This window comes from Actinokineospora spheciospongiae (genome assembly GCF_000564855.1).
GTDB classification, from domain to species: domain Bacteria; phylum Actinomycetota; class Actinomycetes; order Mycobacteriales; family Pseudonocardiaceae; genus Actinokineospora; species Actinokineospora spheciospongiae.
The window spans coordinates 20,269-46,102 of sequence record NZ_AYXG01000111.1 but is presented as its reverse complement, the minus strand read 5'-3'; the positions used below and the strand labels follow the sequence as shown (position 1 = coordinate 46,102).

The window sequence follows — 25,834 nt, the reverse complement described above, 5'->3', positions numbered from 1 at the left end:
CCCGGCCAAACACATCCACCCACCCGGGCAGTTCGCTCGCCAGGCCGGCGGTTTCGGGGTGGCCCGCTAGGCAAGCGCATCCACCCACCCGGGCATTCGGTCGCCGGGCCGGCGGTTTTCGAGATGGTCGGCCTGCGTTCAGGACCTCCACCCACCCGGGCATGTCCGTAGCCGGGCCGCCGGTTTTCGGGGTGGGCGGCTGGCCAAGCGCATCCGCCCACCCGGGCATTCGCTTGCCGGGCCGGTGGTTGGTGGGGTGGCTGGCTGGTTGTCGCTGCGCCCGTCGGGTTTCGGGTGGCGGGTGGCCGGGGCGGTGGTTGTGGGGGTGGGCGGCTTGCTGTGCGGGCAGGACCTGGCCCTCAGGTGCCGGTGCCCAACCGCAGCGCTCTGGTCGCGATCTCGCGCAGTGCCGGGTCCTCCGGTGTCGAGGCCTGGTCGAGCCACACCGCCTGCACCAGCTTGACGCTGTTGCCCTCGCGGCCGCTGGCGTAGGCGGCGGAGGTGAACGCGGGCTGGCGATCGCCCGGCCATGGCACGCCCTCGGCGGCCTGGTCGCGCACGCCGCCCGCACCCGGCCGGTCGGCGACCGCGCGCAGCTCCGCCCCGGAGGTGCTGCCCGCGAAGCGCAGCACCGACACCAGCACCGCGGCCTGCCTGCCGTCGCGGTCCGCGGCCTCGAAGCGGGCCCGGATCAGCCGGGCGCACCGGTTGGCCTGCAACCACGCCTGCACGTCGCCGAACGCGTGTGCGGCGCAGTCGGTGGCTTCCGCGGTGCCGCGGGCGGTGTAGCCGATGCCCTCGACCGGGACCGCCGAGCCGGAGGAGTGGGGGGCCTGCCCGCCGCCGGGGTCCTCGTCGGCGGAGCTGATGGCCACCGCGATGCCGGTGATCAGCAGCACCGCCACCAGGAGCACCGCGGCGATCGGCAGCCACCGCAGCGACCGCTGCCGCGCCTGGGCTGGCTCGGGCCGGTTCGCCTCCAGGGCGATCTTGGGGATGAACGTGGTGCTCGCCGCGGCGACCGCGGGGGCCACCACGTCGCCGAAGCCCTCGGCGACCAGGTCGGCGTGGTCGAGTTCCACGCCGAGCGCGGTCAGCATCCGGCGGGCGTCGGTGGCCGGGCAGACGCGGGTGTGCGTGGACAGCTCGCGCGCGGCGGTCAGCAGCGACTTGGGTTCCGGGTGCAGGATGCGCACGCCGCGCACCAGGTCGGCGCTGGGCTGCGCGACCTGCCCGACGTACGGGCCGACCGCGACCACGGTGCCGGTCGGCAGCGGTTCGGCCCTGGCGGACTCCAGGGCGTCGGACACCGCCGAGGTCGCCCCGAGCGCGTCGACCGCCGGGTTCACCGGTCCGTCCTGGCGGGTCAGCGGCCAGCCGTCGGTCTTCCACACCCCCGACAGCGGTGCCTCCAGCCGCATCGCCGGGTCGGGCAGGTCGACGCCGACCACCACCAGGACCGCGCGGGGCAGCAGGATGACCGCTTCGAGCGGTTCGGGGTGGTCCGGCGGCCGGTACCCGATCAGCGCCACCCCACCCGCGACGCCGTCGCCGCGCCCCCAGGAGGCCAGCGCGGCCCGCAGGTCGTTGCCGACGGACGACGCCGTGTCACCGAGTCGCAGTGTGCGCAACGCGGCACCTCCACCAGTCGCGGCCTGATCACGTGGAACCCCCCACGGCCAGTGTGCGACACGGTATCCCCGGTGGCCATTCCGCGGACCGGCGACCTCGGTTCGCGGATCTTGGTCGAACGCGGTGGTGCCTCGCCATCGGTGGTCCGCCCCCCGGTGACGCCGCTTCGTGAGTGATCGGGTGCGGGGAGTTCGCGGTGGACACCCGTTGTTCGTCACCGGCCGACGGAATCCGCGCACCGGGCGGTGTCTTTCGCCGTTCGTGTGGCCAAGGAGTCCGGCGGCAGGGCACAATGATCGCGGGCGATCACCGCCGGTCAACCGTTGAGCGCGATGGACGTAGGGGAAGACGATCCTCGTCGAGCAGCGGAGGTCAGCAGTGAGCACCCGTGGAAACACCCAAGGTGTGGTGTACGTCCACTCGTCGCCGTCTGCGGTGTGTCCGCACGTCGAGTGGTCGATTTCGGGCACCCTCGGGGTCCGCGCGGAGTTGCGCTGGACCGCGCAGCCCGCCGCCCCCGGCCAGTTGCGCGCCGAGTGCGCGTGGACCGGCGACGCGGGCACCGGTGCCAAGCTGGCGGCCGGGCTGCGGGCCTGGCCGATGATCCGCTTCGAGGTCACCGAGGAACCCAGCGCGGGCGTCGACGGCGAGCGGTTCTGCTACGCCCCGGCCCTGGGCCTGTGGCACGCCCGCACCGGCGCCAACGGCGACATCGTCGTCGGCGAGGACCAACTGCGCGCCGTCGCCGCCACCGCCCGGGGCGGCGAGTCCTTCGCCTTCAAGGTCGACGAACTGCTCGGCGCCTCCTGGGACGAAGCCCTGGAACCCTACCGCCGCGCGGGCGACGGCGCCCCCATCACCTGGCTGCACCGCGTCGGCTAGGCCGCCGCGGCCCCGCTCGGCGGTTCCTCGGCCGCGCCCGGGCAGTGGGGCCGCTGTGGCACGCTGGCACCCGTGCGCGAGTCGGGTGGTGGGCAGCGGTGGGTGCTGCCGGTGGTGCTGGTCGCGGTCGTGCTGACCGCGGTGGCGGGGCTGCTGGCCCGCGAGTTCTACCTCGACCCGGTCACCAGGACCTCCCCGCCCGCGTCGGCGGTCGTGCCGACCGAGTCCGCCGTCCCCGCCGCCGCCCAACCCGGTCCGCGCGACGTCCGGGGCACCGCCGACGCCGTCGGCCACCCCCTCTACGAGACCACCCGCCAGCTCCTGCAGACCCACTTCGACGCGATCAACGGCAAGAACTACGACCGCTGGAAGACCACGGTCACCGACGACCGCGTCAAGGCCATGCCGGAACCCGACTGGCAGCGCAACTACGCCACGACGACCGACGGCACCATCGTCGTCTACCGCATCGAGACGGGTCCGCCGAACACCGCCAGGGTCCTGCTCACCTTCGTCAGCAAGCAGGACCCGGCCGACGCCCCGCCGGAGCTGCCGGTCGACTGCATCCGCTGGAGCGTGGTCTACCCGCTGATCCTCACCGGGGGGCAGTGGCGCCTCGACATGACCGCCACCGGCGCCAGCCCCCAGCACGACCCCTGCTGATCAGTCCTCAGTGGAACGACAGGAGGACCCGCCCCACCCGGGACGGGTCCTCCTCGCCGCGGCGGGCGCCGGTCAGGCGGTCGTGAAGACCAGGGCGACGTTGTGCCCGCCGAAGCCGAACGAGTCGTTCACCGCGGCGGTGATCTCCACCTTGCGCGGCTGCCCGGTGACCACGTCCAACTCGACCCGCGGGTCCAGGTTCTCCAGGTTGCGGGTGGCGGGGATGACCCCGTAGTACAGCGACAGCAGGGTGAAGATGCTCTCCACCGCGCCCGCACCGCCGACCAGGTGGCCGATGGCGGACTTCGGCGCGGTGAGCACCGGGTGGTCGCCGATGGCCTTGCGGATCGCGGCGGCCTCGCCGACGTCGCCGACCACCGTGGAGGTGGCGTGCGCGTTGACGTGGCCGATGTCGGCCGCGGTCAGCCCGGCCACGCGCACCGCGTTCTCGATGGCCTTGACCTGCCCCAGGCCCTCGGGGTGGTTGCCGGTGATGTGGTAGGCGTCGGAGGTCATGCCGTACCCGGCGACCCGGCCGTAGATCCGCGCGCCGCGGGCGATGGCGTGGTCGGCGCGCTCGAGCACCAGCACGCCCGCCCCCTCGCCGAGGACGAACCCGTCCCGGTCGGTGTCGAACGGCCGCGAAGCCCGGTCCGGGGCGTCGTTGCGGGTGCTCAACGTCCGCGACTGGCAGAAGCCCGCCACGGTGATCGGGTGGATGCACGCCTCGGCGCCACCGGCCACGACCACGTCGGCGCGGCCGTTCTGGATCATCTGCCAGGCGGTGGCGATGCCCTCGGCACCGGAGGCGCAGGCCGAGGCCGGGGAGTGCACGCCCGCCCGGGCGCGCAGCTCGATCCCGACGTGCGCGGCCGGGCCGTTGGGCATCAGCATCGGCACCGTCAGCGGCGAGACCTTGCGCAGGCCCTGCTGCTCCAGGAGGTCGTCCTGGCCCAGCAGGGTCAGCGGTCCGCCGACCCCGGTGCCGATGCTGACCCCGAGCCGGTCCGGGTCCACCGGTTCGCTGCCGTCGGAGGGCAGGTCGAACCCGGCGTCCGCCCAGGCCTCCCGCGCGGCGATCAGGGCCACCTGCTCGCAGCGGTCCAGGCGGCGGGCCTGCACGCGCGGCAGCACGTCCGTCGGCTCGACGGCGAGGGGAGCGGCCAAGCGCGCGGGCAGGTCGTACTTCTCGACCCACTCGTTGTCGTTGCGCCGGATGCCGTTCTCGCCCGCGAGCAGGGCATCCCAGGTGGACGTGACGTCCCCGCCGAGCGGCGTGGTGGCGCCCAGCCCGGTGACGACGACATCGACGTTGCTCATGGCGGTTCCTTCACAGCGGGTGGTGTGCCTGACCGGGTGCCGGGCGGCACGGGGACCCGGGGTTTCGTGCGGGTGGAGCGGTCGGTGCCGCGATCAGGCGTGGCTGGACACGTAGGTGACGGCGTCACCCACGGTCTTGAGGTTCGCCAGCTCGTCGTCGGGGATCTTGACGCCGAACCGGTCCTCGGCCTGCACGGCGATCTCGACCATGGACAGCGAGTCGATGTCGAGGTCGTCCACGAAGGACTTGTCCGCGGTCACGTCGTCGGGGGAGACACCCGCGACCTCTTCCACGATCTCCGAGAGGCCCTCGAGGATCTCCGCGTCGCTGGGCTTGTCCGCCATGTGCTTGGTGTCCTTCCGTGGTGTGCGTTGCCACCGGCCGGGCACCGCGCCCGACCGGCGTTGTTGCGGCCCCTGGGTCAGGGGCAGATCACGACCTGTCCCGCGTAGGACAGGCCCGCTCCGAAGCCCACGAGCAGCGCCACGTCGCCGGGCTTGATCCGGCCCGCGGCGCGCATGTGGTCCATCGCCATCGGGATCGATGCCGAGGAGGTGTTGCCGGAGTACACGATGTCGTCGGCGACGACCATGTCCTCCCGGGCGCCGTTGGCCCGCAGCTTCTTGGCGATCGACTCGACGATGCGCAGGTTCGCCTGGTGCGGGATGAGCACGTCCACCTCGGCCGGGGTGATGCCCGCGGCCTCCAGCGCGCGCAGCGCGATCGGCGCGATCTTCGTCGTCGCCCACCGGAAGACCGACTGGCCCTCCTGGTAGAGCACCTTGTTGCCGCCCGCCGGGTTCGGGTTCATCCCGATCGTGTCGACCAGGTCACCGGCGCTGCCCCAGACCACCGGGCCGATGCCGGGGGTGTCCGACGGGCCGACCACCGCGGCGCCCGCGCCGTCGGCGAAGATGATCGCGTTGGACCGGTCGGTCGGGTCCACCCAGTCGGTCAGCTTCTCCGCGCCGATCACCAGCACCCGCTTCGCCGAGCCCGCGCGGACCAGGTCCGAGGCGGTGCCCAGGCTGTAGCAGAAGCCCGCGCAGGCGGCGTTGAGGTCGAACGCGCCCGCCGCCTTCACCCCGATCCGGTCGGCCACCTGCGCGGCGCCGTTGGGGATGGGGTGCGGCATGGTGCAGTTCGCTAGGATCACGGTGTCGACGTCGGACGGGCTCAGCCCGGAGTCGGCGAGCGCCTTGGACCCGGCGATGACCGCCATGTCGACCAGCTTCTCGTCCGGGGCGGAGAACCGCCGCTCGGCGATGCCCACGCGCTCGCGAATCCACTGGTCGGTGGTGTCCATGTGCAGCGACAGCTCGTCGTTGGTGACGATCCGCTCGGGCTGGTGGCTGCCCACGCCCAGGATGCGGGTGGCGGTGGGGCCGGTGGTCTGGTTCAGCGTGGTCATGACGTGCTCCCGATCAGCTCGACGACGGCGTCGAGGGTGTCCGGTGTCTTGAGCGCGAAGAAGGGTGTGCCCTTCAGCTCGCGCTTCGCCAGGCCGACGAGCGCGCCCGCGGGCGGGAACTCGACGACCGCGGTGACGCCGCGCTCGGCCATGGTGGCCATGCACAGGTCCCACCGGACCGGGTTGGTGACCTGGTCGATGAGCCGCTCCAGCACGTCCGCGCCGTCGGTGACCACCGCGCCGTCGCGGTTCGACAGCAGGGTGCGGGTGGGGTCCGCGGGGGTGGCCAGGGTGGCGGCGTGCGCGCGCAGCGCGTCCTGGGCCGGGGCCATGTAGCGGGTGTGGAAGGCGCCCGCGACCTTGAGGGTGATCGCCTTGGCGCCCTCCGGCGGCTCGGCGGCGAGCTTCTCCAGCGCGGCGGTCGAACCGGCGGCGACGATCTGGCCCGCCCCGTTGCGGTTGGCGGGCACCAGGCCCAGTTCGGCCAGGCGGGCCAGGATGCCCTCCTCGGTGCCGCGGACCAGGGCGGACATGCCGGTGGGCTCCAGCTCGCAGGCGGCGGCCATCTCCCGGCCGCGGACCGCGGCGAGCGCCACCGCGTCCTCCGGCGTCAGCACCCCGGCGATCGCGGCGGCGGCGAACTCGCCGATCGAGTGGCCCGCCACCAGCACGTCGGCGGGGATCTCCACCCGGCGGGCCAGCTCCTCGTGGGCCAGCAGGGTTGAGGCCACGATCAGCGGCTGCGTGATCGCGGTGTCCTTGATCTCGTCGGCGTCGGCGGTGGTGCCGAGCCGGGCGAGGTCGAGCCCGGCCACCTCGGACCAGCCCGCGAGCCGCTCGGCGGTGTCGGGCAGTTCGAGCCAGGGGAGGAGCATCCCCGGTGCCTGGGAACCCTGTCCGGGTGCGAGCAATGCGATCACAGTGCTAACTAGACACCGTCCGCCCGCCCGGTGAGCATGCCGCCAGCTCACCAAGCTCCGGCACACCTGTTGTGGAAACCCTACAAAGGTTAAGCCGTTATGAACCGCCACCGCGGCAGTTCCTTGTGCGTTGTGGTGTGGGACACCGAAGCGTTGCCTGGAATTGACGGTCTACCAGAGTCCCCGGGCCCGGGACAACCGCCCGACCGCCAGCGCCACCCGCAGGACCAGCGCGTCCCGGGGGTCGTTGGCGTTGTGCCCGGTGACGTCGGTCGCCTTCCGCAGCCGGTAGCGCACCGTGTTCGGGTGCACGAAAAGCTGCCGCGCGCACGACTCCAGCACCCCGCCCGCGGCGAGGTACGCCTCCACGGTCTCTTGTAAGGCTCCTCCTGCCTCCTCCAGCGGTCGGGCCACCCGGTCGATGAGCTGCCACTCGGCTTCAGGGTCGCCCGCCAGCGCCCGTTCCGGCAGCAGGTCGGCCGAGCGCACCGGCCGCGGCGCGTCCGGCCACGCGACCACCGCGCGCAGCCCGGACAGCGCGTCGGAGGAGCTGCGGTGCGCCTCGGCGATGCTGGTCATGGTGGGCCCGGCCACCACCGGTCCCGCCCCGAACGCCGAGGCCATCCGCACCAGGGCCTCCCGGTCGACGGGGTCGGTGGTCGGCCCGGCCAGCACCACCACCAGCCGGGAGCCCTGCACGCCGAGCAGCACCGGCCTGCTCGCCCGCGCGGCCCGGCTGCGCACCTCGTAGACCACGGTGGGCTGGTCGTCCGAGGGGGGGTTCCCGACCAGCACGGTGGCCTCGGCCGCCGGGTCCCACCCCAGCGCCGCCGCCCGCGACAGCAGCGACTCCTCGGCGTCGCCGCGCACGATCCCGTCCACGACCAGCGCTTCCAGCCGCGCGTCCCACGCCCCCCGCGCCTCGGCGGCGGACGCGTAGGACATGGCCGAGGCGAACGCCACCTCCCGCCCGTACCGCAGCACGGCCTCCGACAGCACCGCCCGTTCGGCCTCGTCGGCGGCCAGGTCCGGCACCATGTCCTCGAACACCTGCAACGACACCCGCACCATCTCCACCGTCTGCCGCAGGCTGATCCACCGCGACAGGTCCCGGGGCGCCCCCCGGAACGTGTCGGTCGTCATCCGCAGCGCCTCCCGAGGGTCCCGCAACCAAGCGGTGAACCCCGCCACCCCGTTCTGCGCCACCAACAACACACTGGCCCGCTGATCAGCAGGCATCCGCCCAAACCAAGCAAACTGCTCATCCATCGCAGCCACCGCAGCCGCCGCAAGTTTCCCCGAAGCCCGCCCCACAGAATCCAAAGTCCCCGCCGACAACCCCACCGAACCCCGACCACTCATACCCCAAAGAATCCCACGCCCCCCGCTGACCCAGTCCAAGCCGCGCCCAACACCCACCGCACCCACCGCACCCACCGCACCCACCGCACCCACTGAGCCCACCGCACCCACCGCGCCCAAACGGTCCTGCTCGCCGAAGGCGGCCCACGCTGGTTCAGGAACCCACCGCACCGTGGGGGTCTGGGGGGTCGCCCCCCAGGTTCAATGACGCCCCATCCGCCTGGGAAGCACGAGTGCGAACAGGACTCGGAATGGGGCGGGCCGCCCAGCATGTTCGGTGCGCTCGATGCTGGGCGGCCCTTCTCCCCGGTCCCCACCGGTAGTTCCACTATGGACTGCCCGGCCGTATCGCGGCTAGGTGAAACGGTCCAGTTCCCTCGTTCGTGCGACGCAGTGGCCGTGCACCACCCGTTCGGCCGGTCACACCGGGTGTGGAACAAACGACTTGTGGTGGGGGGTTGGATCGACCATGGGAAGGGGGACGCCATGCACGTCCTGGTGGACTACGGGGTGACCGTGTTCGGGCAGCGCATCGCCTGGGCGGAGTTGATCGGGCAGGTGTTCGCGCTGGCCGTGGTGTTCCTGGCGCAGCGGCGCACGCTGTGGACCTGGCCGGTGCAGTTGGTCTCGGTGGTGCTGCTGTTCACCGTGTACCTGTCGGCGCACCTGGGCGGGTTGGCGGTGCGGCAGGTGGCCGTGGGCCTGATCGCGGTCTACGGCTGGTGGGCGTGGGCGCGCAGGCGGGACCCGGTGTTCGGGGTCGCGGTGCGGCGGGCGAGCCGGTGGGAGCTGGTGGCGACGGCGGCGGCGTTCGTGGTCGGGACCGTGGTGTTCGCGCTGGTGCTCGACGCGCTGGACGCGTCGTGGGCGCCGTGGCCGGATTCGGCGATCTTCATCGGGACCGTGCTGGCGTTCGCGTTGCAGGCCTACGGGCTGGTCGAGTTCTGGGTCGTCTGGTTGGTGGTGGACGCGATCGGCGTGCCGTTGCAGTTGTCGTCGGGGCTGGTGTTCAGCGCCTCGGTGTACATCGTGTTCGCCGGGCTGGTGGTCTACGGCTGGGTCAGTTGGTTCCGGTCGGCGCGGCAGCAGGCCACCGTGGCCGTGTGAGCGGTGCCCACACGGCCACGGTCGGGCCTCAGGCGACGCCGGGGTCACCCACCTGGGGGCCCGCCGCCGTCACGTCGTCGATCTTGTAGCGGCGCGCCGCCTCGACGACCAGCGACCGGTCGACCTCGCCGCGCCGGGCCAGCGCCGCCAGCACGCCCACGGTGATCGACTCGGCGTCGACCAGGAAGTGCCTGCGGGCGGCCGGGCGGGTGTCGGAGAAGCCGAACCCGTCGGTGCCGAGCGTGGTCATGTCGGTGGGCACCCACGGGCGGATCAGGTCCGGCACCGCGCTCATCCAGTCCGACACCGCCACGACCGGGCCCTGCTTGCCCCTGAGCGCGGTGGTCACGTACGGCACGCGCGGTTCGGCCTGCGGGTGCAGCAGGTTGTGCCGGTCGATCTCGACCGCCTCGCGGCGCAGCTCCGACCAGGACGTCGCCGACCACACGTCCGCGTTGACGTTCCAGTCCGCCGCCAGCATCTCCTGCGCCTTGATCGCCCACGGCATGGCCACGCCGGAGACCAGGATCTGCGCCTTGAGCCCGGTGGAGGACTCCGCCTGCCGGTAGCGGTAGAGGCCGCGCAGCAGGCCCTCGACGTCGAGGTCCTCGGGCTCGGCGGGCTGCTGGTACGGGTCGTTGTAGACCGTCAGGTAGTAGAAGACGTCCTCGGCCTGCTCCCCGTACATGCGGCGCAGCCCGTCCTTGACGATGTGCGCGATCTCGAACGACCACGCCGCGTCGTAGGACACCACGGCCGGGTTGGTCGCCGCCAGCAGCAGCGAGTGCCCGTCGTTGTGCTGCAACCCCTCACCGGTCAGCGTGGTGCGGCCCGCGGTGGCGCCAAGGACGAACCCGCGCGCCATCTGGTCGGCCGCGGCCCACAGGCCGTCGCCGGTGCGCTGGAAGCCGAACATCGAGTAGAAGATGTAGATCGGGATCATCGGCTCGCCGTGCGTGGCGTAGGAGCTGCCCGCCGCGGTGAACGACGCGGTCGACCCGGCCTCGTTGATGCCCTCGTGCAGGATCTGGCCCTGCTCGGACTCCTTGTAGCTGAGCATCAGCGACGCGTCGACCGAGGTGTAGAGCTGCCCGTTGGGGTTGTAGATCTTCTGCGTGGGGAACATCGAGTCCATGCCGAACGTGCGCGCCTCGTCCGGGATGATCGGCACCAGCCTCGGCCCGATCTCCGGGTCCTTGGCCAGGTCGCGCACCAGCCGGACGAACGCCATGGTGGTGGCGACCTCCTGCTTGCCCGACCCGCGCTTGAGCACGTCGTAGAGCTTGTCGCCGGGCAGCACCAGCGCCTTGCCCTTGGTGCGGCGCTCGGGCAGGTACCCGCCGAGCTGGCGGCGCCGCTCCTGCAGGTACTGGATCGCCTCGTCGTCCTGCCCCGGGTGGAAGTACGGCGGCAGGTACGGGTCCTTCTCCAGCTCCGCGTCCTCGATCGGGATGCGCAGCGTGTCCCGGAACGCCTTGAGGTCGTCCAGGGTCATCTTCTTCATCTGGTGGGTGGCGTTGCGCGCCTCGAAGTGCGGGCCGAGGTTGTAGCCCTTGATCGTCTTGGCCAGGATCACCGTCGGCTGGCCGTGGTGCTCGGTGGCCGCCTGGTAGGCCGCGTAGACCTTGCGGTAGTCGTGGCCGCCGCGCTTGAGGTTCCAGATCTCCTGGTCGCTCATCGGGTTGACCAGGGCCTTGGTGCGCGGGTCGCGGCCGAAGAAGTGCTCGCGGACGAACGCGCCGTCGTTGGCCTTGTAGGTCTGGTAGTCGCCGTCGGGGGTGGTGTTCATCAGGTTGACCAGGGCGCCGTCGCGGTCGGCGTGCAGCAGCGCGTCCCACTCCCGGCCCCAGATGACCTTGATGACGTTCCAGCCCGCGCCGCGGAAGTAGGACTCCAGCTCCTGGATGATCTTGCCGTTGCCGCGCACCGGGCCGTCCAGGCGCTGCAGGTTGCAGTTGATCACGAAGGTGAGGTTGTCGAGCTGCTCGTTGGCCGCGACGTGGATCAGCCCGCGCGACTCCGGCTCGTCCATCTCGCCGTCGCCGAGGAACGCCCACACCCGCTGGTCGGAGGTGTCCTTGATGCCGCGGTCGCGCAGGTACCGGTTGAACCGGGCCTGGTAGATGGCGTTCATCGGGCCCAGGCCCATGGAGACGGTCGGGAACTCCCAGAAGTCCGGCATCAGCCGCGGGTGCGGGTACGACGGCAGCCCGCCGCCGGGGCCCGCGTGCGACAGCTCCTGGCGGAACCCGTCGAGCTGGTCGGTGGACAGGCGGCCCTCGAGGAACGCGCGGGCGTAGATGCCGGGGGAGGCGTGGCCCTGCACGTAGATGTGGTCACCGCCGCCGGGGTGGTTCTTGCCGCGGAAGAAGTGGTTGAAGCCCACCTCGTAGAGGGCCGCGGAGGAGGCGTAGGTGGAGATGTGCCCGCCGACGCCCACGCCGGGGCGCTGGGCGCGGTGCACGGTCATCGCCGCGTTCCACCGAATCCACGCCCGGTACCGGCGCTCCACCTCCTCGTCGCCGGGGAACCACGGCTCCCGGTCGGTGGCGATGGTGTTGACGTAGTCGGTGCTGGTCAGCGACGGGACGCCGACGTGGCTCTCCCTGGCCCGCTCGAGCAGCCGGAGCATCAGGTAGCGGGCCCGCTGCTGGCCGCCCTCGGCGAGGGCGGCGTCGAACGACTCCAGCCACTCCGAGGTCTCCTCCGGGTCGATGTCGGGGAGGTGCGCGGCGAGGCCGTCGCGGATGACGCGTACCCGTTCGGGTGCGCCGGACCTGTCGTTGTGGGTGGCCACGGTGGAGCTCCAGCCTGGGTCGAGGTCGGGTTGCATCGCGCGCGCGGGTGACACGCGCGCGAGACTCACTCTGCCATGTTCGTCTGAATCGAAGCCCGCGTCATCCTTACTGGTCAGTAGGGGTGCGCGTGGCCACGGCCGGGCGTCGAGGGGGTCACGGTTCCCGGCGTGTCGGGGACAGGACGGTTGCGCAGGTGGCCACTGTCAGTGTTCGCTATCGCCTAACCGAACAGGCAGGACGCGGTGGACGGGCCGGTCAGCGACCCGCGCCCCCGTGACAGCGCAGATGGAGGAGTGACACCGTGGTGGCCGCGGGAGATGCCGGGAGCATCGGCATCGCCGACAAGCTGGGGATCGTTGGGGGCGCAGTCGTCCAGGAGATCGGCTGGGACGAGGACGTCGACGACGACCTGCGTGCCGCGATCGAGGACCGCATCGGCGCCGACCTGCTCGACGAGGACGCCGAGGAGGTGGTCGAGGTCGTCCTGCTGTGGTGGCGCGACGGCGACGGCGACCTCGTCGACGCGCTGGTGGACGCGATCGGCCCGCTCGCCGACAACGGCGTGATCTGGGTCCTGACGCCGAAGCCGGGGCGCGACGGGCACGTCGAGCCGTCGGACATCGCCGAGGCGGTGCCCACCGCCGGACTGGCCCAGACCTCCAGCGTCAGCGTGGGCAAGGACTGGGCGGGCACCAGGCTGGTGTCCCCGAAGTCCGCCAAGACCAGGCGCTGACGCCGCCGGGCCGATCACCCGGGTGGCGGGCCGCCCGGGTGCCCTAGGCTGTCCGCGCACGGGTCACCACTGATCGGGAGGATGTCGGGCATGGCTGTCGAGGTCGGTTCCCAGGCTCCGGACTTCACGCTCAACGACTACAACAAGCAGCCGGTGAAGCTGTCGGACTTCCGGGGCGGCAAGAACGTCCTCCTCGTGTTCTACCCGTTCGCCTTCAGCGGCATCTGCCAGGGCGAGCTCTGCCAGGTCCGCGACGAACTCGCCGAGTACGCCGACAACGACGTCCAGGTCGTCGGCGTCTCGGTCGACACCCCGTTCAGCCTCAAGGCGTGGGCCGAGCAGCAGGGCTACACCTTCCCGCTGCTGTCGGACTTCTGGCCGCACGGCGAGGTCGCCAAGACCTACGGCGTGTTCAACGAGGCCGCGGGCCTGGCCAACCGCGGCACGTTCCTCATCGACACCGAGGGCGTCGTCCGCTACGCCCAGGTCAACCAGCCCGGCGAGGCCCGCGACCAGGCCGCCTGGAAGAAGGCCGTCGCGGCCCTGTAGGCCGTTCTTCGGCGGGCGTGCCGGGTTCCGGCGCGCTCCCGGGGCGCATAGCTCAGCGGAAGAGCACTCGGTTTACACCCGAGCGGTCGCAGGTTCGAATCCTGCTGCGCCCACCAGGTCCCACCCGCACCACGTCCCGCCCCCGTCGGCGGGACGTGGTCGTTCCACCGCCCCGTCAGGCGACGGGTTCGAGGTCGTCCTCGACCGCTGTCGCGGGGGTGGCCTTCGCGCGGCGCTTCTTGACGACGTGGGCGATCACGACGGCCGCGACCACCGCGGCGACGACGGCGAGCGCGCCGGTGCTCATGGCGCTCTCCAGCCGCTTCGCGGCCTCGCCCAGGGCCGCGCCGATGCCGATGTGCAGGGCCGACCAGCAGGCGGCCCCGGCCGCGGCGGCCGGGAGGAACTTGCGGTACGGCAGCCCCGAGGTCCCGGCGGCGGCCGGGGTCAGGGTGCGCACGACGGGCAGGAACCGGGCGAAGAAGACCGCCCAGGCGCCGCGGCGGCGGAGGATGCCGGTGGCCTTGTCCCAGCCGCCGACGCCGTACTTCTGGATCAGCCGGGTTTCCCGCAGCCGGGGGCCGTAGCGGCGGCCGATCAGGTAGCCGAGCGAGTCGCCGGTGGCCGCGCAGAGGGTCACCACGCCCCACAGGACCAGGAAGCGGGTGGGGGTGATCGCGGTGGTGGCGGCGACCAGCAGGCCCGCTTCGCCGGGGGCGATGAAGCCCAGGCCGATGGTGCACTCCGCCAGGACCAGGCCCCCGGTCGCGGCGACCAGGCCGGGCTGCGGCAGTGCCTGGAGCCAGTCCAGGACATCGGTCATCAGGCCCACGGGGGTACTCCTTCGGGTGGCGGCGACTTCCCATCAGAGGGAGCCCGTTTCCTCCCGGTTCCCCCCGGATGTGTATATCGCCGCCACTCGAAGGGCGTAACGCCCGGGGTGGCTACCGCTGCAGCAGCGCGCTGATCTCCTGGCTGGCGGCGCCCGCCTCGGCCAGGTGGCGCAGGTTCTCCGGGACGACCTCGCCCCGGTGTTCGACCGCCTGGGTGTAGAGCCGCCCGGCGCGGTAGGACGAGCGCACCAGCGGCCCGGCCATCACCCCGGCGAAGCCCATCGCCTCGGCGGCCTCCTTGTGCTCCAGGAACTCCTCCGGCTTGACCCACCGGTCGATCGGGTGGTGGCGGAGGCTGGGGCGCAGGTACTGGGTGATGGTGATGATGTCGCAGCCCGCGTCGTGCAGGTCCTGGAGGGCGGCGGTGACCTCGTCGGGGGTCTCGCCCATGCCGAGGATCAGGTTGGACTTGGTCACCAGGCCGTACTCGCGGGCCTCGGTGATGACCTTCAGCGAGCGCTCGTAGCGGAACGCGGGGCGGATGCGCTTGAAGATGCGCGGGACCGTCTCCAGGTTGTGCGCGAGCACCTGCGGGCGGGAGCCGAACACCTCGGCGAGCTGGTCGGGTTCGGCGTTGAAGTCGGGGATCAGCAGTTCGACGCCGGTGCCCGGGTTCAGGGCGTGGATCTGGCGGACCGTCTCGGCGTAGAGCCACGCGCCGCCGTCGGCCAGGTCGTCGCGGGCGACGCCGGTGATGGTGGAGTAGCGCAGGCCCATCGCCTGGACCGACTCGGCGACCCGGCGGGGCTCGTCGCGGTCGAGGTCGGCGGGGCGGCCGGTGTCGATCTGGCAGAAGTCGCAGCGGCGGGTGCACTGCTCGCCGCCGATGAGGAAGGTGGCCTCGCGGTCTTCCCAGCACTCGAAGATGTTGGGACAGCCCGCTTCCTCGCACACCGTGTGCAGGCCCTCACGCTTGACCAGGCCCTTGAGTTCGCGGTACTCGGGGCCCATCTTGGCGCGGGTCTTGATCCAGGAGGGTTTTCTCTCGATCGGGGTCTCGCTGTTGCGCACTTCGAGGCGCAGCATCTTCCGACCCTCAGGCGCTACCGTCACCCGCTCAGGCTACGCCTCCCCGGCGAGGGGTGGAAACGCGCGGGGTCCGGCGAAACGCCGGTCAACGCCACTGTTCGCCCCCGGAATGTCCGGGCGGTGTCCGGTTTGTCGCCACAGACCGCGGGGACGCCTTCTCGGGGGCGCGGCGCTGCGCTCCTCGAGCAGGGGTGTCAGGCGCTGGCGACCAGCCTGCGCAGCAGCCCGACCGCGGACGGCCTGCGCGGCGGCGCGGCCACCTCCGCCGGTGTGCTGCGCAGCAGTGCCAGGTGGGCGGCACCGATGCGGGTGGCCTCCTCGGGGGACTCGTCGTCGTCGGCCAGGCCGGACGACAGGGCGAGCAGGCGCTGTTCGGCCTCGCGCACCGGGCGCAGCGCCTCGGTGTCGTGCGCCTCCAGCAGCCGGTGCAGCACCGGGGACTCCTCGGCGGCCGCGCGCCAGGCGGCCGATGCGGCGCCCACCCGGTCCGGTGCCGGATCGCGGTCGGCCTCGGCGGCCGCCACCTCGAGGCGGCCGGTCAGCCGCAGCATCCACCGGTGGTGCAGGGCGAGCAGCAGTTCGTCGGTGTCGGTGAACACCTCCGCCGCCAGTGGCACGTCGGCCACCGACAGCGGTCCTTCCGGGTTGTGCCGGACGTGCGCCAAGACCGCGTCCAGCGCCGCCTGTCTGCGGTAGTAGTCGTTCCAGCTCATGGTGATGGACTCCTCCCCGTGACCTTCGCCATACCGTGGGTTTGCGGCATACCGTCAGTATGGTCAACAATCTAGCACTGGCCATACCTCCGGTATGTCCGTCCGATTAAGTTACGGTGTGGTGATGACGACAGCGCAGTCCAGGCGGGTGGACTACAGCGAGTCGACCAGGAACGCCCTGGTCGACTCGGCCGTCGCGCTGTTCACCGAGCACGGGTACGCCGCCACCTCGCTGGACGCCATCGCCCGCCGCACCCGGGTCACCAAGGGCGCGCTCTACCACCACTTCAGCGGCAAGCAGGCGCTGTTCGAGGCCGCCTTCGACGCGGTCGAGTCCGGTGTCATCGCCCGCCTCGGCCAGGTCGTGACGGGCCCCGGCGACGCCTGGGACCGGGCGATGAGCGCCCTGCGCGGCTACGTCGGCGTCTGCCTGGAGCCGGACTACCAGCGCATCGTGATCCACGAGGGCCCGGTGGTGATGGGCTGGGAGCGCTGGCGCGCGGCCGAGGAGCACTTCAGCTACGGCCTGGTGAAGGCCGCGCTGGAGGCGCTGATCGCGGCGGGGGAGATCGAGGCGCTGCCGGTCGAGGTCACCGCCAGGGTGCTGTTCGGCGCGCTGTCCACCGGGGCCACCATCATCGCCACCGCCGAGGACCCCGAGCGGGCGGGCGCGGAGGTCTCGCTGACGATCACCCGCGTGCTGGAGGGAATGCGGGTGACCAGGCTGCGATAACGGCTCCCGCGCCTGGGACGATGCCCCCAGCGAGACCCGGGTTCCCGGGCCTGACCCTGGGGGAGCTGCTGATGGAGTCGACCGCGCCGGTCGTCCGCGATCCCGCCCTCGACCGCCCGGCGATCACCGACCCGACCACCGCCATCCTGCTGCGGGTGCGCCAGGACCAGAGCTTCGGCCTGGCCATGGTGGTCGTGCTGCTCGCCTTCGTCTTCAGCAGCGCCTTCGTCCTCGCCTGGAGCGGGGCGTCGGTCCTGTTCGCGCTGCACCTCGCGGTGATGCTGGGCGTGCTCGGCCTGGTCGCCTCGCGGCAGTACCTGTGGGGCCGGTGGCTGCGGTCGGCGCGCGGACCCCGGCTGCTGCACGCGGCGCCGTGGCGGCCCGTGCCCGCCAGGGTGGTGCGGCGCCGGTCGTCGGGTTGGGCTTCGGTCGTCGCGCTGGGGGAGGGCGCGGCGAGCACCGCCGTGCGGGTCACCGCCCTGACCGAGGCGCACCACGCCGTGATCGCCCGCACCGGCCGGGCCTGGGTCGTCGGCCCGGACGAGACCGGGTGGGCCGCGCTGCGCGTCGACGGCACGCACGAGGCCCTGCCCGCGTGGGCGCTGGCCGCCGTTCCCCCGGGAACCGCCAAGGCACCCCGGGCCGACCCCGCCGTGCTGACCGCGCGCACCCTGTCGGTGAACACGGTCTCCCTGGTCGCCCTGTTCCTCTTCGGGCTCGCGATCACGGTGAGCGCGTGGCTGGTGATCGGCATGCGGCCGTCCACGATGCTGGTGAGCGTGGCGTCCTGGTTGTTGTGCGTGGGGCTGGCCCTGGCGCTCACCGTCTGGCACGCCCGGGTCAACCTGCGGCTGCCCGCGCTGGTCGGGGCCGCCGAGTGGACCCGGGTCGAACTCAGCCTCGCGCCGTGGAAGGCCCGTCGCGACGGCACCGCGAAGGCCAGCGCGACCGTGCGGCTGTCCGACGGCAGCACCCGCACGCTGCTGCTCCCCGGTGCTTCGGTGGAGCTGCTGGGCACCATCTGGGACACCGGCGCGGCCTGGCTCAGCGCCGCTCCCGACCCCGGGACGACGCTGGCCGTGGGACACCCCGGGTACCCGCCGGTGTCTGTCGCCCGGGTCGCCTAGGGCGGGTCAGCGCAGGGCGAAGGTGACGCCGGGCAGTGCGGGCTGCTCCTGGGCGAGCCAGTGGTCGCGGACGGGCAGCGTGCCGTCCAGGGCGGCCAGGACGGCATCGCGGGCCAGGGGGAGGACTTCGGAGACCGGGACCGGGCGGCCCAGTTCCAGGGTCAGCGAGGTCACCCCGGCGTCGCGGATGCCGCAGGGGACGATGTGGTCGAACGGGGTCAGGTCGGCGTCGCAGTTGAGCTGGAAGCCGTGCATGGTGACCCCGCGCTGGACCCGGATGCCCACCGCGGAGATCTTGCGCTCCGGGCGCACGCCGTCGGCGGCCAGCCACACGCCGCTGCGGCCCTCGACGCGGCCGGTGGCCAGGCCGAAGTGGGCGCACACGGCGATCATGGCCTCCTCGACCCGGCGCACGTACCGCACCACGTCGACCGGGTCGGCCAGCTTGACGATCGGGTAGCCCACCAGTTGCCCCGGCCCGTGCCAGGTGATCTTGCCGCCGCGGTCGACGTCGATCACCGGGGTGCCGTCGTCCGGCCGCTCCTCCGGGGTGGTCCGCTTGCCCGCGGTGTAGACCGGGTCGTGCTCCAGCAGCAGCAGGGTGTCCGGGCCCGCGTCGTCGGCGCGGGCGGTGGCCAGTTCCCGCTGCCACCGCCAGGTGCGCAGGTAGTCCACCGTCCCGATCGGACGAACGTCGACCGGGTCCGCGCTCGCCCGGCAGGAGACCTCAACAGCGCTCACGCGACGACACTACGCCTCGTCCGGCCGTCCGTCCCGGACGAGCGGGCGTGCTCCGATCCCAGAATCGCGCGGGGGTGGGAAGAACGGGCCCGTACCCGATCACGGTCCCGGTCGGGACCCCGCTTCCCCGGCCGGGGGCGGGGGTGGGAGCAGGCCCAGGGCGGCGGAGGCGAGCAGGCCCACGCCGAGCACGCCCACCACCGCGCCGACGGTGTCGGTGAGCCAGTGGACGTCCAGCAGGATGCGGCAGAGCGCGGCCACCAGCACCGCCAACCCGCCCCAGAAGACGCAGGCGCGCAGCCGGGGGCGGGCCAGCCAGGCGCACAGCACGGCGGCGGTGAACGCCACCGCCGCCACCGACGTCACGTGTCCACTCGGGAAGCTGAAGTCCGGGTACTCGCGCGGCCTGGCCCTGGCGAACAGCGGTTTCACGAACGACACCAGCCTGCACAGCACCAATACCACCACCGCCTTGAGCAGCAGGCGGGACCGGTCGCGGTCGGCGGTCCGCACGACCGCGGCCCGCACCAGCAGCCCCACGCCCAGGACGACCGGCAGGACCGGGCCGAACACGTCGCTGACCACCGAGGCGACCGCGCCGATGTCCCCGGCGAAGCCGCCGCCCAGGGCCTCGGCCACGAACCGGTCGACACCCGGGGTGACACCGGACACGGTCAGGCCCAGCGCGACGAAGGCGACGACCAGCAGCAGGCCGACGCCGAGCAGCCGCCTCACCGCTGTTCGAGCGCGGCCAGGGCGTCGTCGACGGTGTCGTGGCGGAACGCGAAACCGTGGTCCTGCAACACCCTCGGGACCACGTGCTGGCTGCGCAGGATCTCCTCGGCGAACTCGCCCAGCGCGACCTGCAGCGCCACCTTCGGCACCCGGAACAGGGCCGGGCGGTTGCGGGCGCGGCCGAACGCGCGGGTGAACTCGGCGTTCGTCGCCGGGCTCGGGCCCACCAGGTTGACCGGGCCGGAGATGTCCTCGCGCAGCAGGAACACCAGCGCGTCGACCTCGTCGTCCAGGTGAATCCAGGGCAGGTACTGCCTGCCGCTGCCCAGCTTGCCGCCCAGGCCGAGGGAGAACAGCGGGCGCAGCGGGCCGAGCAGGCCGCCGCTGGGGGACAGGACCTGCGCGGTGCGGGCCAGCACGACCCGGGCGCCCGCCGCCGAGGCTGCCGCGGTCGCCGCCTCCCAGCGCACGCACAGCTCCGCCAGGAAACCGCGGCCCGCGGGCTCGTCCTCGTCGGCCGGGCCCGCCGGGATGGTGCCGTAGTAGCCGACGGCGGAGCCGTTGAGCAGCACCGGAACCCCCGCCTCGGCCACCGCGGCGGCCAGCACCTCGGTCGGTTCGACGCGGCTGTCGAGGAGCATCTGCTTGCGCGCCTGCGTCCAGCGGCGGTCGGCGACCCCGGCACCGCACAGGTTGACCACCGCGTCGACGCCGTCGAGGGTGCCCTCCTGCAGCGTGCCCGACGGCGGGTCCCAGCGGCGTTCGTCCGGGGCCTGCGGCTCGCGGCGGACCAGTCGCAGCACCTCGTCGCCGTCGTGTCGGAGCTTGGCCACGAGAGCGGTCCCGATGAGGCCGGACGACCCGGCGACGACTACGCGCATGGGGTGATCGTCCCGAACATCCGGTCGGCGCGCACGCCCGGGTGACGGCGGTTACCCGCGGGCGATGACGGAGGAGGGCCGCCCCGGCGGGGCGGCCCTCCTCGTGTCCACTCTGGCCGGAGGAACCGGTCAGAGACCCAGGTCGGCCTCGAAGGCGCCCTCTTCCAGGCGGTTCTTCACCGTGGAGAGGAACCGGCCCGCGTCCGCGCCGTCGACCAGGCGGTGGTCGTAGGTCAGCGCCAGGTACACCATCGAGCGAACGGCGATGGTGTCGTCGCCGTTCTCGTCGGTGATCACGACCGGGCGCTTGACGACCAGGCCGACCCCCAGGATGCCGACCTGCGGCAACTGGATGATCGGGGTGTCGAACAGCGCGCCCTGGCTGCCCAGGTTGGTCAGGTTGAACGTCGCGCCGAACAGCTCGTCCGGGGTGACCTTGTTGGCCCTGGTCCGGTCCGCGAGGTCGGTGATCTTGTGCGCCAGCCCGGCCAGGTTCAGCTCGCCCGCGTCGTGGATCGCCGGGGTGAGCAGGCCGCGCTCGGTGTCCACCGCGATGCCCAGGTGCTCGGCGCCGTGGTAGGTCACCTCCTTGGCCTCCTCGTCGATGGAGGCGTTGAGCTTCGGGTGCTGCTTGAGCGCCTCGACGGTGGCCTTGGCGAAGAACGGCAGGAACGTCAGCTTGACGCCCTCGCGCGCCTCGAACGCCGCCTTGGCCCGCGAGCGCAGCTTGGCGATCCGGGTCACGTCGACCTCGACGACCTGGGTGAGCTGCGCCGCGGTCTGCAGCGACTCCACCATCCGGCGCGACACCGTCTGGCGCAGGCGGGTCATCTTCTGCGTCGTGCCGCGCAGCGAGGTGTCGACCGACCCCGGCTTGCTCGGCGCCAACGGCGTCGAGGCCGTCGAGGCGGCGGCGGTCAGGTCCGGGCGGCGCTGCGGCTGAGCGGGCTCGGCGGGCTTGGCCTTCTCTGCCTTCTTCGCCTCGGCGGCGGCCAGCACGTCCTGCTTGCGGATGCGACCGCCGACGCCGGTGCCCTTGAGCGAGGACAGGTCCACGCCGTGCTCACCGGCCAGCTTGCGCACCAGCGGGGTCACGTACGGGGCGCTGCCGTTGGTCTCGGCCTGCGCGGGCTCGGGGGCCTCGTCCTGCTTCGGCGCCTGCTTCGGCGCCTCCTGCTTGGGGGCTTCCTTCTGGGGAGCCTCCTGCTTCGGCTCGGCCTTCGGGGCCTCCTGCTCCGGCTGCTCGGGAGCGGCCTCCACGTCCCCGCCGGACGCGGGCTTCGACTCGATGTCCCCGCCCGACCGCGGCGCGGCACCCGCGTCGCCGATGACGGCGAGCCTGCCGCCGACCTCGACGGTGGCGTCCTCGCCCGCGCTGATCTCCAGCAGCGTGCCCGCCACCGGCGACGGGATCTCGGTGTCGACCTTGTCGGTGGACACCTCCAGCAGCGGCTCGTCGACCTCGACGGAGTCGCCGACCTGCTTGAGCCAGCGGGTGACGGTGCCCTCGGTGACACTCTCGCCCAGCGCGGGCATGGTCACCGGGGTGCCCTTGCCGCTGCCCCCGGACGACGCGTCCGACGACGGCTGCGGGCCAGACGAGGGGGCCTCCTCCTGCTCGGGCTCCGCCTCCTGCGCGGGCTCGGGCTCGGGTTCCGGCTCGGCCGCCTGCTCGGCGGAACCGCCGGAGTCGGAGCCCCCCGACTCGGAGGCGTCCCCGATCTCGGCCAGCGCGGCGCCGACCTCGACCGTCTCGTCCTCCTGGGCGAGGATCTTCGTCAGCACGCCCGCGGCGGGCGACGGGATCTCGGTGTCGACCTTGTCGGTCGAGACCTCGAGCAACGGCTCGTCGACCTCGACCGTGTCGCCCTCCTGCTTGAGCCAGCGGGTGACTGTTCCTTCGGTGACGCTCTCTCCGAGCGCCGGCATCTCAACGGAGAACGCCATGGTTTCCTGGACTCCTCGTGCTTTCTGGCATGGCTGGCGGGACGTGGGCTGAGCTTTCCGGTCAGCCGTGCACGTGTAGCGGCTTGCCCGCGAGGGCGAGGAACGCCTCGCCGAGGGCCTCCGTCTGGGTGGGGTGGGCGTGGATCAGCGGTGCCACGTCCTCGGGGTAGGCCTCCCAGCTGTAGATGAGCTGGGCCTCGCCGATCAGCTCGCCCACGCGCTCACCCACAAGGGTGATGCCGACGACCGGGCCGTCGGGCGCCTTGACCAGCTTCACGCCGCCGGAGGTCTTGAGGATCTGGCTCTTGCCGTTGCCCGACAGGGCGTAGACCAGGGTCTCCGCCGAGCCGTACTTCTCCTTGGCCTGCGCCTCGGACAGGCCGACCGAGGCGACCTCCGGCTTGCAGTAGGTCACCTTCGGGATGCCCGCCTCGTCGATGACCTTCGGGTTCTGCCCGGCGATGTCCTCGGCGATGAAGATGCCCTGCTGGAAGCCGCGGTGCGCGAGCTGCAGGCCGGGCACCAGGTCGCCGACGGCGTAGACGCCGGGCAGGTTCGTGCGCAGCCGCTCGTCGGTGATCACGAAACCGCGGTCCATGGTGACCCCGGCCTCCTCGTAGCCGTGGCCCGCGCTGTTGGGGCCGCGGCCGACCGCGACCAGCAGCAGGTCGGCGTCGATCGACTCGCCGGACTCCAGCGACACCGAGACGCCGGTGTCGCTCTGGGTGGCGCCGGTGAACCTCACCCCGGTCTTGAACTTGATGCCGCGCTTGCGGAAGGCCCGCTCGAGCTGCTTGGAGGCCCACTCGTCCTCCAGCGGCACCAGCCGGGGCAGCGCCTCGACGATGGTGACCTCGGCGCCGAAGGAGCGCCACACGCTGGCGAACTCCACGCCGATCACGCCGCCGCCGAGGACGACGACCTTCTCCGGCACGTGGTCGAGGTTCAGGGCCTGGTCGCTGGTGATGATCCGGCCGCCGATCTCCAGGCCGGGCAGGGTCTTGGCGTAGGAACCGGTGGCGAGCACCACGTTCCTGCCGGTGTAGGTCTGCCCGTCGACGGTGACCTTGTTCGGGCCCACGAAGGTGCCCGCGCCCTCGACCACGGTGACCTTGTTGGCCTTGAACAGGCCCTGCAGGCCCTTGTGCAGGTTGGTGACGATGGAGTCCTTGTAGGAGTTCACACCGTTCATGTCGATGCCCTCGAGGGAGGACTTCACCCCGAACTGGTCGCCCTCGCGGGCGTTGTCCGCGACCTCGGCGGCGTGCAGCAGCGCCTTGGTCGGGATGCAGCCCCGGTGCAGGCAGGTGCCACCGACCTTGTCCTTCTCCACCAGGATCACCGAGAGTCCTAGCTCGGCCGCGCGGAACGCGCAGGCGTAGCCGCCGGACCCGCCACCCAGGATCACGAGGTCAGCGGAGGTGTCAGTCACGGGATCTCCTCGACGTGCGACAGCGTTCTGTCAATGTTGCGTCCAGTGCGGCGGGCGGCGCGCGATCACACGTTCGGCGCAGCCACCACACGCCATCTTGTCACTTCGTGAGGCAGGCTTGCGAGGTGGTCGGGGTGTCCGTTGCGTCCCTTCCGTGGTTACCGACCGGTACCGGGGGACACTGGGAACGCGGCCCCGTGGGCGGGGCCGGGAAGAGGAGGGGCAGATGGGGGTTTTCGACTCGCTGCGGCGCAAGCGCGGCAAGCCCGGCGTGCTGCGCGCGGCCAGCAAGCAGGACACCTCGCACCTGGACGAGTGGGCGGCGGCGCGCACCGGCGTCGAGGCGTACGTGGAGCCGAAGACGAACGTGACGGACACGACCGTGGTACTCGTCGCGCACGACGGCGAGTGGACCCGGCGGCGCATCGCCGACCTGGACGCGGCCTTCGCCTTCGGCAAGAAGCGGTCCATCCCGGTGTACGAGGTGAACCGGGTCGGGCTGCCACAGCGGATGCGCGACTACATCGCCAGGCAGAAGCGCGAGGGCAAGGCCTAGCACCCGCCTGGCCCGCGCTGATCACGCCCCGACCCGGTCGCGGCGGTCGGGCCGACGACAGCGGCGGCGGTTCCCGGGGAATCCGCCGCCGCTGTCGGGGGTGCGGTCAGCCGTTCGCGGCGATGTCGGCCAGGACGGCCGCGATCGTGCGGACCGGGAGGCCGGTGCCGCCCTTGGTGGTGTAGCCCCAGGGGGCGCCGCCGTTGTAGGCCGGGCCCGCGACGTCGAGGTGCGCCCACGGCAGGTCCTCGGGGACGAACTCGCGGAGGAACACGCCCGCGGCGAGCATCCCGCCCCAGCGCTGCCCGGTGACGTTGGTCAGGTCGGCCAGCCGGGAGTCCAGGTCGGCGCGCAGCTCCTCGGGCAGCGGCATGGCCCAGCCGCCCTCGCCGGTGCCGCGGGCGATCCCGGCGACGCGGTCGCGGAACTCGTCGGAGCCCATGATGCCCGCGGTGCGGTTGCCCAGGGCCACGACCTGCGCCCCGGTCAGCGTGGAGGTCTCGATCAGGTAGTCCGGGTCGTCCTCGGCGGCGCGCACCATGGCGTCGGCCAGGATCAGGCGGCCCTCGGCGTCGGTGTTGAGGACCTCGACGGTCTTGCCGCCGTACATGGTCAGCACGTCGCCGGGGCGGTAGGCGGCCCCGGAGGGCATGTTCTCCGCCATCGGCACCGTGGCCACGACCTCCAGCGGGTACTTGAGCTTCGCCGCCAGCACCACGCTCGCCACGACCGCCGCCGCGCCGGACATGTCCGAGGTCATCGCCTCCATGCCGCCCGCGGGCTTGATCGAGATGCCGCCGGTGTCGAAGGTGATGCCCTTGCCGACCAGCGCGACCTTCTTGCGCGCCCGCGGACCCCGGTAGGTCAGCCGCACCAGCCGAGGCTGGCGGGCGGAGCCCACGCCGACGCCGAGGATGCCGCCGAAGCCGCCCTTGCGCAGCGCCTTCTCGTCGAGGACCTCCACCTCCAGGCCCGCGTCCTTGGCCAGCGCGACCGCGCGCTCGGCGAACGACGCCGGGTACAGGTCGTTGGGCGGGGTGTTGATGAAGTCGCGGGCGGTGGTGACGGCCTCGGCGATCGCGGTGGCGGCCTTGAGGGTGGCCCGGTGCTCCTTGGCGGTGCCCCCGGCCGGGGCGGCCAGCTCCACCCGCGCCAGCTCGCGCTCGGTGGCGTCGGACTTGTACGCGGAGAAGGTGTAGGAGCCCAGCAGGAAGCCCTCCACCGCGGCCTGGAGGTCGACGGCGGACAGCGTGGTGGCGGCCCGCTTGCTCGACCCGGTGGCGCGGGCGGCGGCACCGGCGGCCCGGCGCACCTGCTCGGCGGTCACCGAGCCGTCCGCGGCGGCCTTGCCCAGGCCCGCGGCGACCACCACGGTGGCGGGCAGCCTGCCCAGCGTGGGCAGCTTGACGACCTCGTCGGCCTTGCCGGTGGCGCCCAGCGCGCCGAGCACCTCGGTGAGCGCGCCGTCGAACGCCGCGTCCACCTGCTCCGCGCCGGGCGCCAGCGCGAGGCCGGAGCCGTGCTGCACGGTGCCGATCACGATCGCGTCGACGGGGGCCTCGGTCACCGGTGCGGTGGCCAGTGCCAGCTTGGGGGCGGTCACGTCAGGTGCTCCTCGGGGGTTGGCTTCGGATTGACCCGGCGGACGGCCTCGTGGGTCGCCCGAGCC

Annotated in this window: 24 protein-coding genes and 1 tRNA gene; 9 read left to right on the top strand and 16 right to left on the bottom strand. The window is 72.5% G+C overall.

Annotated features, from left to right (window positions below; all coding sequences use genetic code 11):
• Window positions 1-359: 359 nt before the first annotated feature.
• Window positions 360-1,631 carry a hypothetical protein gene (locus tag UO65_RS16130; RefSeq protein WP_035283336.1) on the bottom strand — a complete coding sequence of 424 codons (1,272 nt, stop codon included), beginning with the start codon at window positions 1,629-1,631 and terminating at the stop codon, window positions 360-362.
• A 379-nt stretch (window positions 1,632-2,010) separates the two neighbouring features.
• On the opposite strand from UO65_RS16130, the gene UO65_RS16125 reads away from it, so the two are divergent.
• A complete protein-coding gene (locus UO65_RS16125) occupies window positions 2,011-2,514 on the top strand; it encodes a DUF3145 domain-containing protein (RefSeq protein WP_110081262.1) in 504 nt (167 codons plus the stop codon).
• A 72-nt stretch (window positions 2,515-2,586) separates the two neighbouring features.
• A complete protein-coding gene (locus UO65_RS16120) occupies window positions 2,587-3,177 on the top strand; it encodes a hypothetical protein (RefSeq protein ID WP_035283334.1) in 591 nt (196 codons plus the stop codon).
• A gap of 72 nt (window positions 3,178-3,249) precedes the next feature.
• Here UO65_RS16120 and UO65_RS16115 read toward each other — a convergent pair whose 3' ends face one another.
• The 5 genes from UO65_RS16115 to UO65_RS16095 all read right to left on the bottom strand — a co-directional run bounded on the left by UO65_RS16115 (window position 3,250) and on the right by UO65_RS16095 (window position 8,191).
• Window positions 3,250-4,497, bottom strand: coding sequence for a beta-ketoacyl-[acyl-carrier-protein] synthase family protein (locus UO65_RS16115; protein WP_035283332.1), 1,248 nt, complete (start codon window positions 4,495-4,497; stop codon window positions 3,250-3,252).
• Window positions 4,498-4,590: 93 nt separating this feature from the next.
• Window positions 4,591-4,842 carry an acyl carrier protein gene (locus tag UO65_RS16110; protein WP_035283331.1) on the bottom strand — a complete coding sequence of 84 codons (252 nt, stop codon included), beginning with the start codon at window positions 4,840-4,842 and terminating at the stop codon, window positions 4,591-4,593.
• A gap of 77 nt (window positions 4,843-4,919) precedes the next feature.
• A complete protein-coding gene (locus tag UO65_RS16105) occupies window positions 4,920-5,909 on the bottom strand; it encodes a beta-ketoacyl-ACP synthase III (RefSeq protein ID WP_035283330.1) in 990 nt (329 codons plus the stop codon).
• Window positions 5,906-6,829, bottom strand: a complete 924-nt coding sequence (locus tag UO65_RS16100) for an ACP S-malonyltransferase (protein WP_035283329.1) — start codon at window positions 6,827-6,829, stop codon at window positions 5,906-5,908. The genes UO65_RS16105 and UO65_RS16100 overlap by 4 nt, the downstream gene beginning before the upstream one ends.
• Window positions 6,830-7,000: 171 nt before the next feature.
• Window positions 7,001-8,191, bottom strand: a complete 1,191-nt coding sequence (locus tag UO65_RS16095; protein ID WP_035283328.1) for a PucR family transcriptional regulator — start codon at window positions 8,189-8,191, stop codon at window positions 7,001-7,003.
• 486 nt (window positions 8,192-8,677) lie between these two features.
• On the opposite strand from UO65_RS16095, the gene pnuC reads away from it, so the two are divergent.
• Window positions 8,678-9,298: a nicotinamide riboside transporter PnuC gene (gene pnuC, locus UO65_RS16090; RefSeq protein WP_035283327.1), complete on the top strand. Its 621-nt coding sequence runs from the start codon at window positions 8,678-8,680 to the stop codon at window positions 9,296-9,298.
• Between the two features lie 28 nt (window positions 9,299-9,326).
• On the opposite strand, the gene aceE is transcribed toward pnuC, so the two are convergent.
• On the bottom strand, window positions 9,327-12,095 hold the full coding sequence (gene aceE / locus UO65_RS16085; protein ID WP_035283345.1) for a pyruvate dehydrogenase (acetyl-transferring), homodimeric type: 2,769 nt from the start codon (window positions 12,093-12,095) through the stop codon (window positions 9,327-9,329).
• Window positions 12,096-12,397: 302 nt separating this feature from the next.
• Here aceE and UO65_RS16080 point away from each other — a divergent pair, with 302 nt between their 5' ends.
• From UO65_RS16080 to UO65_RS16070, 3 genes are all read left to right on the top strand, one after another.
• Window positions 12,398-12,829, top strand: a complete 432-nt coding sequence (locus UO65_RS16080; protein WP_035283325.1) for a DUF3052 domain-containing protein — start codon at window positions 12,398-12,400, stop codon at window positions 12,827-12,829.
• Between the two features lie 90 nt (window positions 12,830-12,919).
• Window positions 12,920-13,378, top strand: coding sequence for a peroxiredoxin (locus tag UO65_RS16075; RefSeq protein ID WP_035283324.1), 459 nt, complete (start codon window positions 12,920-12,922; stop codon window positions 13,376-13,378).
• Window positions 13,379-13,419: 41 nt separating this feature from the next.
• Window positions 13,420-13,494 (top strand) — tRNA-Val (locus tag UO65_RS16070).
• A gap of 59 nt (window positions 13,495-13,553) precedes the next feature.
• On the opposite strand, the gene UO65_RS16065 is transcribed toward UO65_RS16070, so the two are convergent.
• The 3 genes from UO65_RS16065 to UO65_RS16055 all read right to left on the bottom strand — a co-directional run bounded on the left by UO65_RS16065 (window position 13,554) and on the right by UO65_RS16055 (window position 16,013).
• Window positions 13,554-14,210, bottom strand: coding sequence for a DedA family protein (locus UO65_RS16065; protein WP_035283322.1), 657 nt, complete (start codon window positions 14,208-14,210; stop codon window positions 13,554-13,556).
• A gap of 112 nt (window positions 14,211-14,322) precedes the next feature.
• On the bottom strand, window positions 14,323-15,324 hold the full coding sequence (gene lipA / locus UO65_RS16060) for a lipoyl synthase (protein WP_035283321.1): 1,002 nt from the start codon (window positions 15,322-15,324) through the stop codon (window positions 14,323-14,325).
• Window positions 15,325-15,494: 170 nt separating this feature from the next.
• The gene (locus UO65_RS16055) at window positions 15,495-16,013 is read right to left on the bottom strand and encodes a hypothetical protein (protein WP_035283320.1); all 519 of its coding nucleotides are present in this window, start codon (window positions 16,011-16,013) and stop codon (window positions 15,495-15,497) included.
• Between the two features lie 124 nt (window positions 16,014-16,137).
• On the opposite strand from UO65_RS16055, the gene UO65_RS16050 reads away from it, so the two are divergent.
• Window positions 16,138-16,746 (top strand): TetR/AcrR family transcriptional regulator, encoded by a 609-nt coding sequence (locus UO65_RS16050; protein ID WP_035283319.1) that lies wholly within the window; start codon window positions 16,138-16,140, stop codon window positions 16,744-16,746.
• 20 nt (window positions 16,747-16,766) lie between these two features.
• Window positions 16,767-17,873, top strand: coding sequence for a hypothetical protein (locus tag UO65_RS16045; protein WP_152552115.1), 1,107 nt, complete (start codon window positions 16,767-16,769; stop codon window positions 17,871-17,873).
• A 6-nt stretch (window positions 17,874-17,879) separates the two neighbouring features.
• Here UO65_RS16045 and lipB read toward each other — a convergent pair whose 3' ends face one another.
• From lipB to lpdA, 5 genes are all read right to left on the bottom strand, one after another.
• Window positions 17,880-18,614 (bottom strand): lipoyl(octanoyl) transferase LipB, encoded by a 735-nt coding sequence (gene lipB, locus UO65_RS16040; RefSeq protein WP_035283317.1) that lies wholly within the window; start codon window positions 18,612-18,614, stop codon window positions 17,880-17,882.
• A 99-nt stretch (window positions 18,615-18,713) separates the two neighbouring features.
• A complete protein-coding gene (locus tag UO65_RS16035; RefSeq protein WP_035283316.1) occupies window positions 18,714-19,349 on the bottom strand; it encodes a phosphatase PAP2 family protein in 636 nt (211 codons plus the stop codon).
• Entirely contained in the window at window positions 19,346-20,230 is an 885-nt protein-coding gene (locus UO65_RS16030) for a TIGR01777 family oxidoreductase (protein ID WP_035283315.1), read from the bottom strand. Before UO65_RS16030 ends, UO65_RS16035 begins: the two co-directional genes overlap by 4 nt.
• Window positions 20,231-20,359: 129 nt before the next feature.
• Window positions 20,360-22,177 carry a 2-oxoglutarate dehydrogenase, E2 component, dihydrolipoamide succinyltransferase gene (sucB, locus tag UO65_RS16025; RefSeq protein ID WP_035283313.1) on the bottom strand — a complete coding sequence of 606 codons (1,818 nt, stop codon included), beginning with the start codon at window positions 22,175-22,177 and terminating at the stop codon, window positions 20,360-20,362.
• A gap of 61 nt (window positions 22,178-22,238) precedes the next feature.
• Entirely contained in the window at window positions 22,239-23,609 is a 1,371-nt protein-coding gene (gene lpdA / locus UO65_RS16020; RefSeq protein WP_035283311.1) for a dihydrolipoyl dehydrogenase, read from the bottom strand.
• A gap of 226 nt (window positions 23,610-23,835) precedes the next feature.
• Between lpdA and UO65_RS16015 the strand changes: the two genes are divergently transcribed.
• Entirely contained in the window at window positions 23,836-24,165 is a 330-nt protein-coding gene (locus UO65_RS16015) for a hypothetical protein (RefSeq protein WP_035283309.1), read from the top strand.
• A 106-nt stretch (window positions 24,166-24,271) separates the two neighbouring features.
• Here the strand turns inward: UO65_RS16015 and UO65_RS16010 are convergent, their stop codons facing one another.
• Entirely contained in the window at window positions 24,272-25,768 is a 1,497-nt protein-coding gene (locus UO65_RS16010) for a leucyl aminopeptidase (protein ID WP_035283307.1), read from the bottom strand.
• Window positions 25,769-25,834 lie beyond the last annotated feature (66 nt).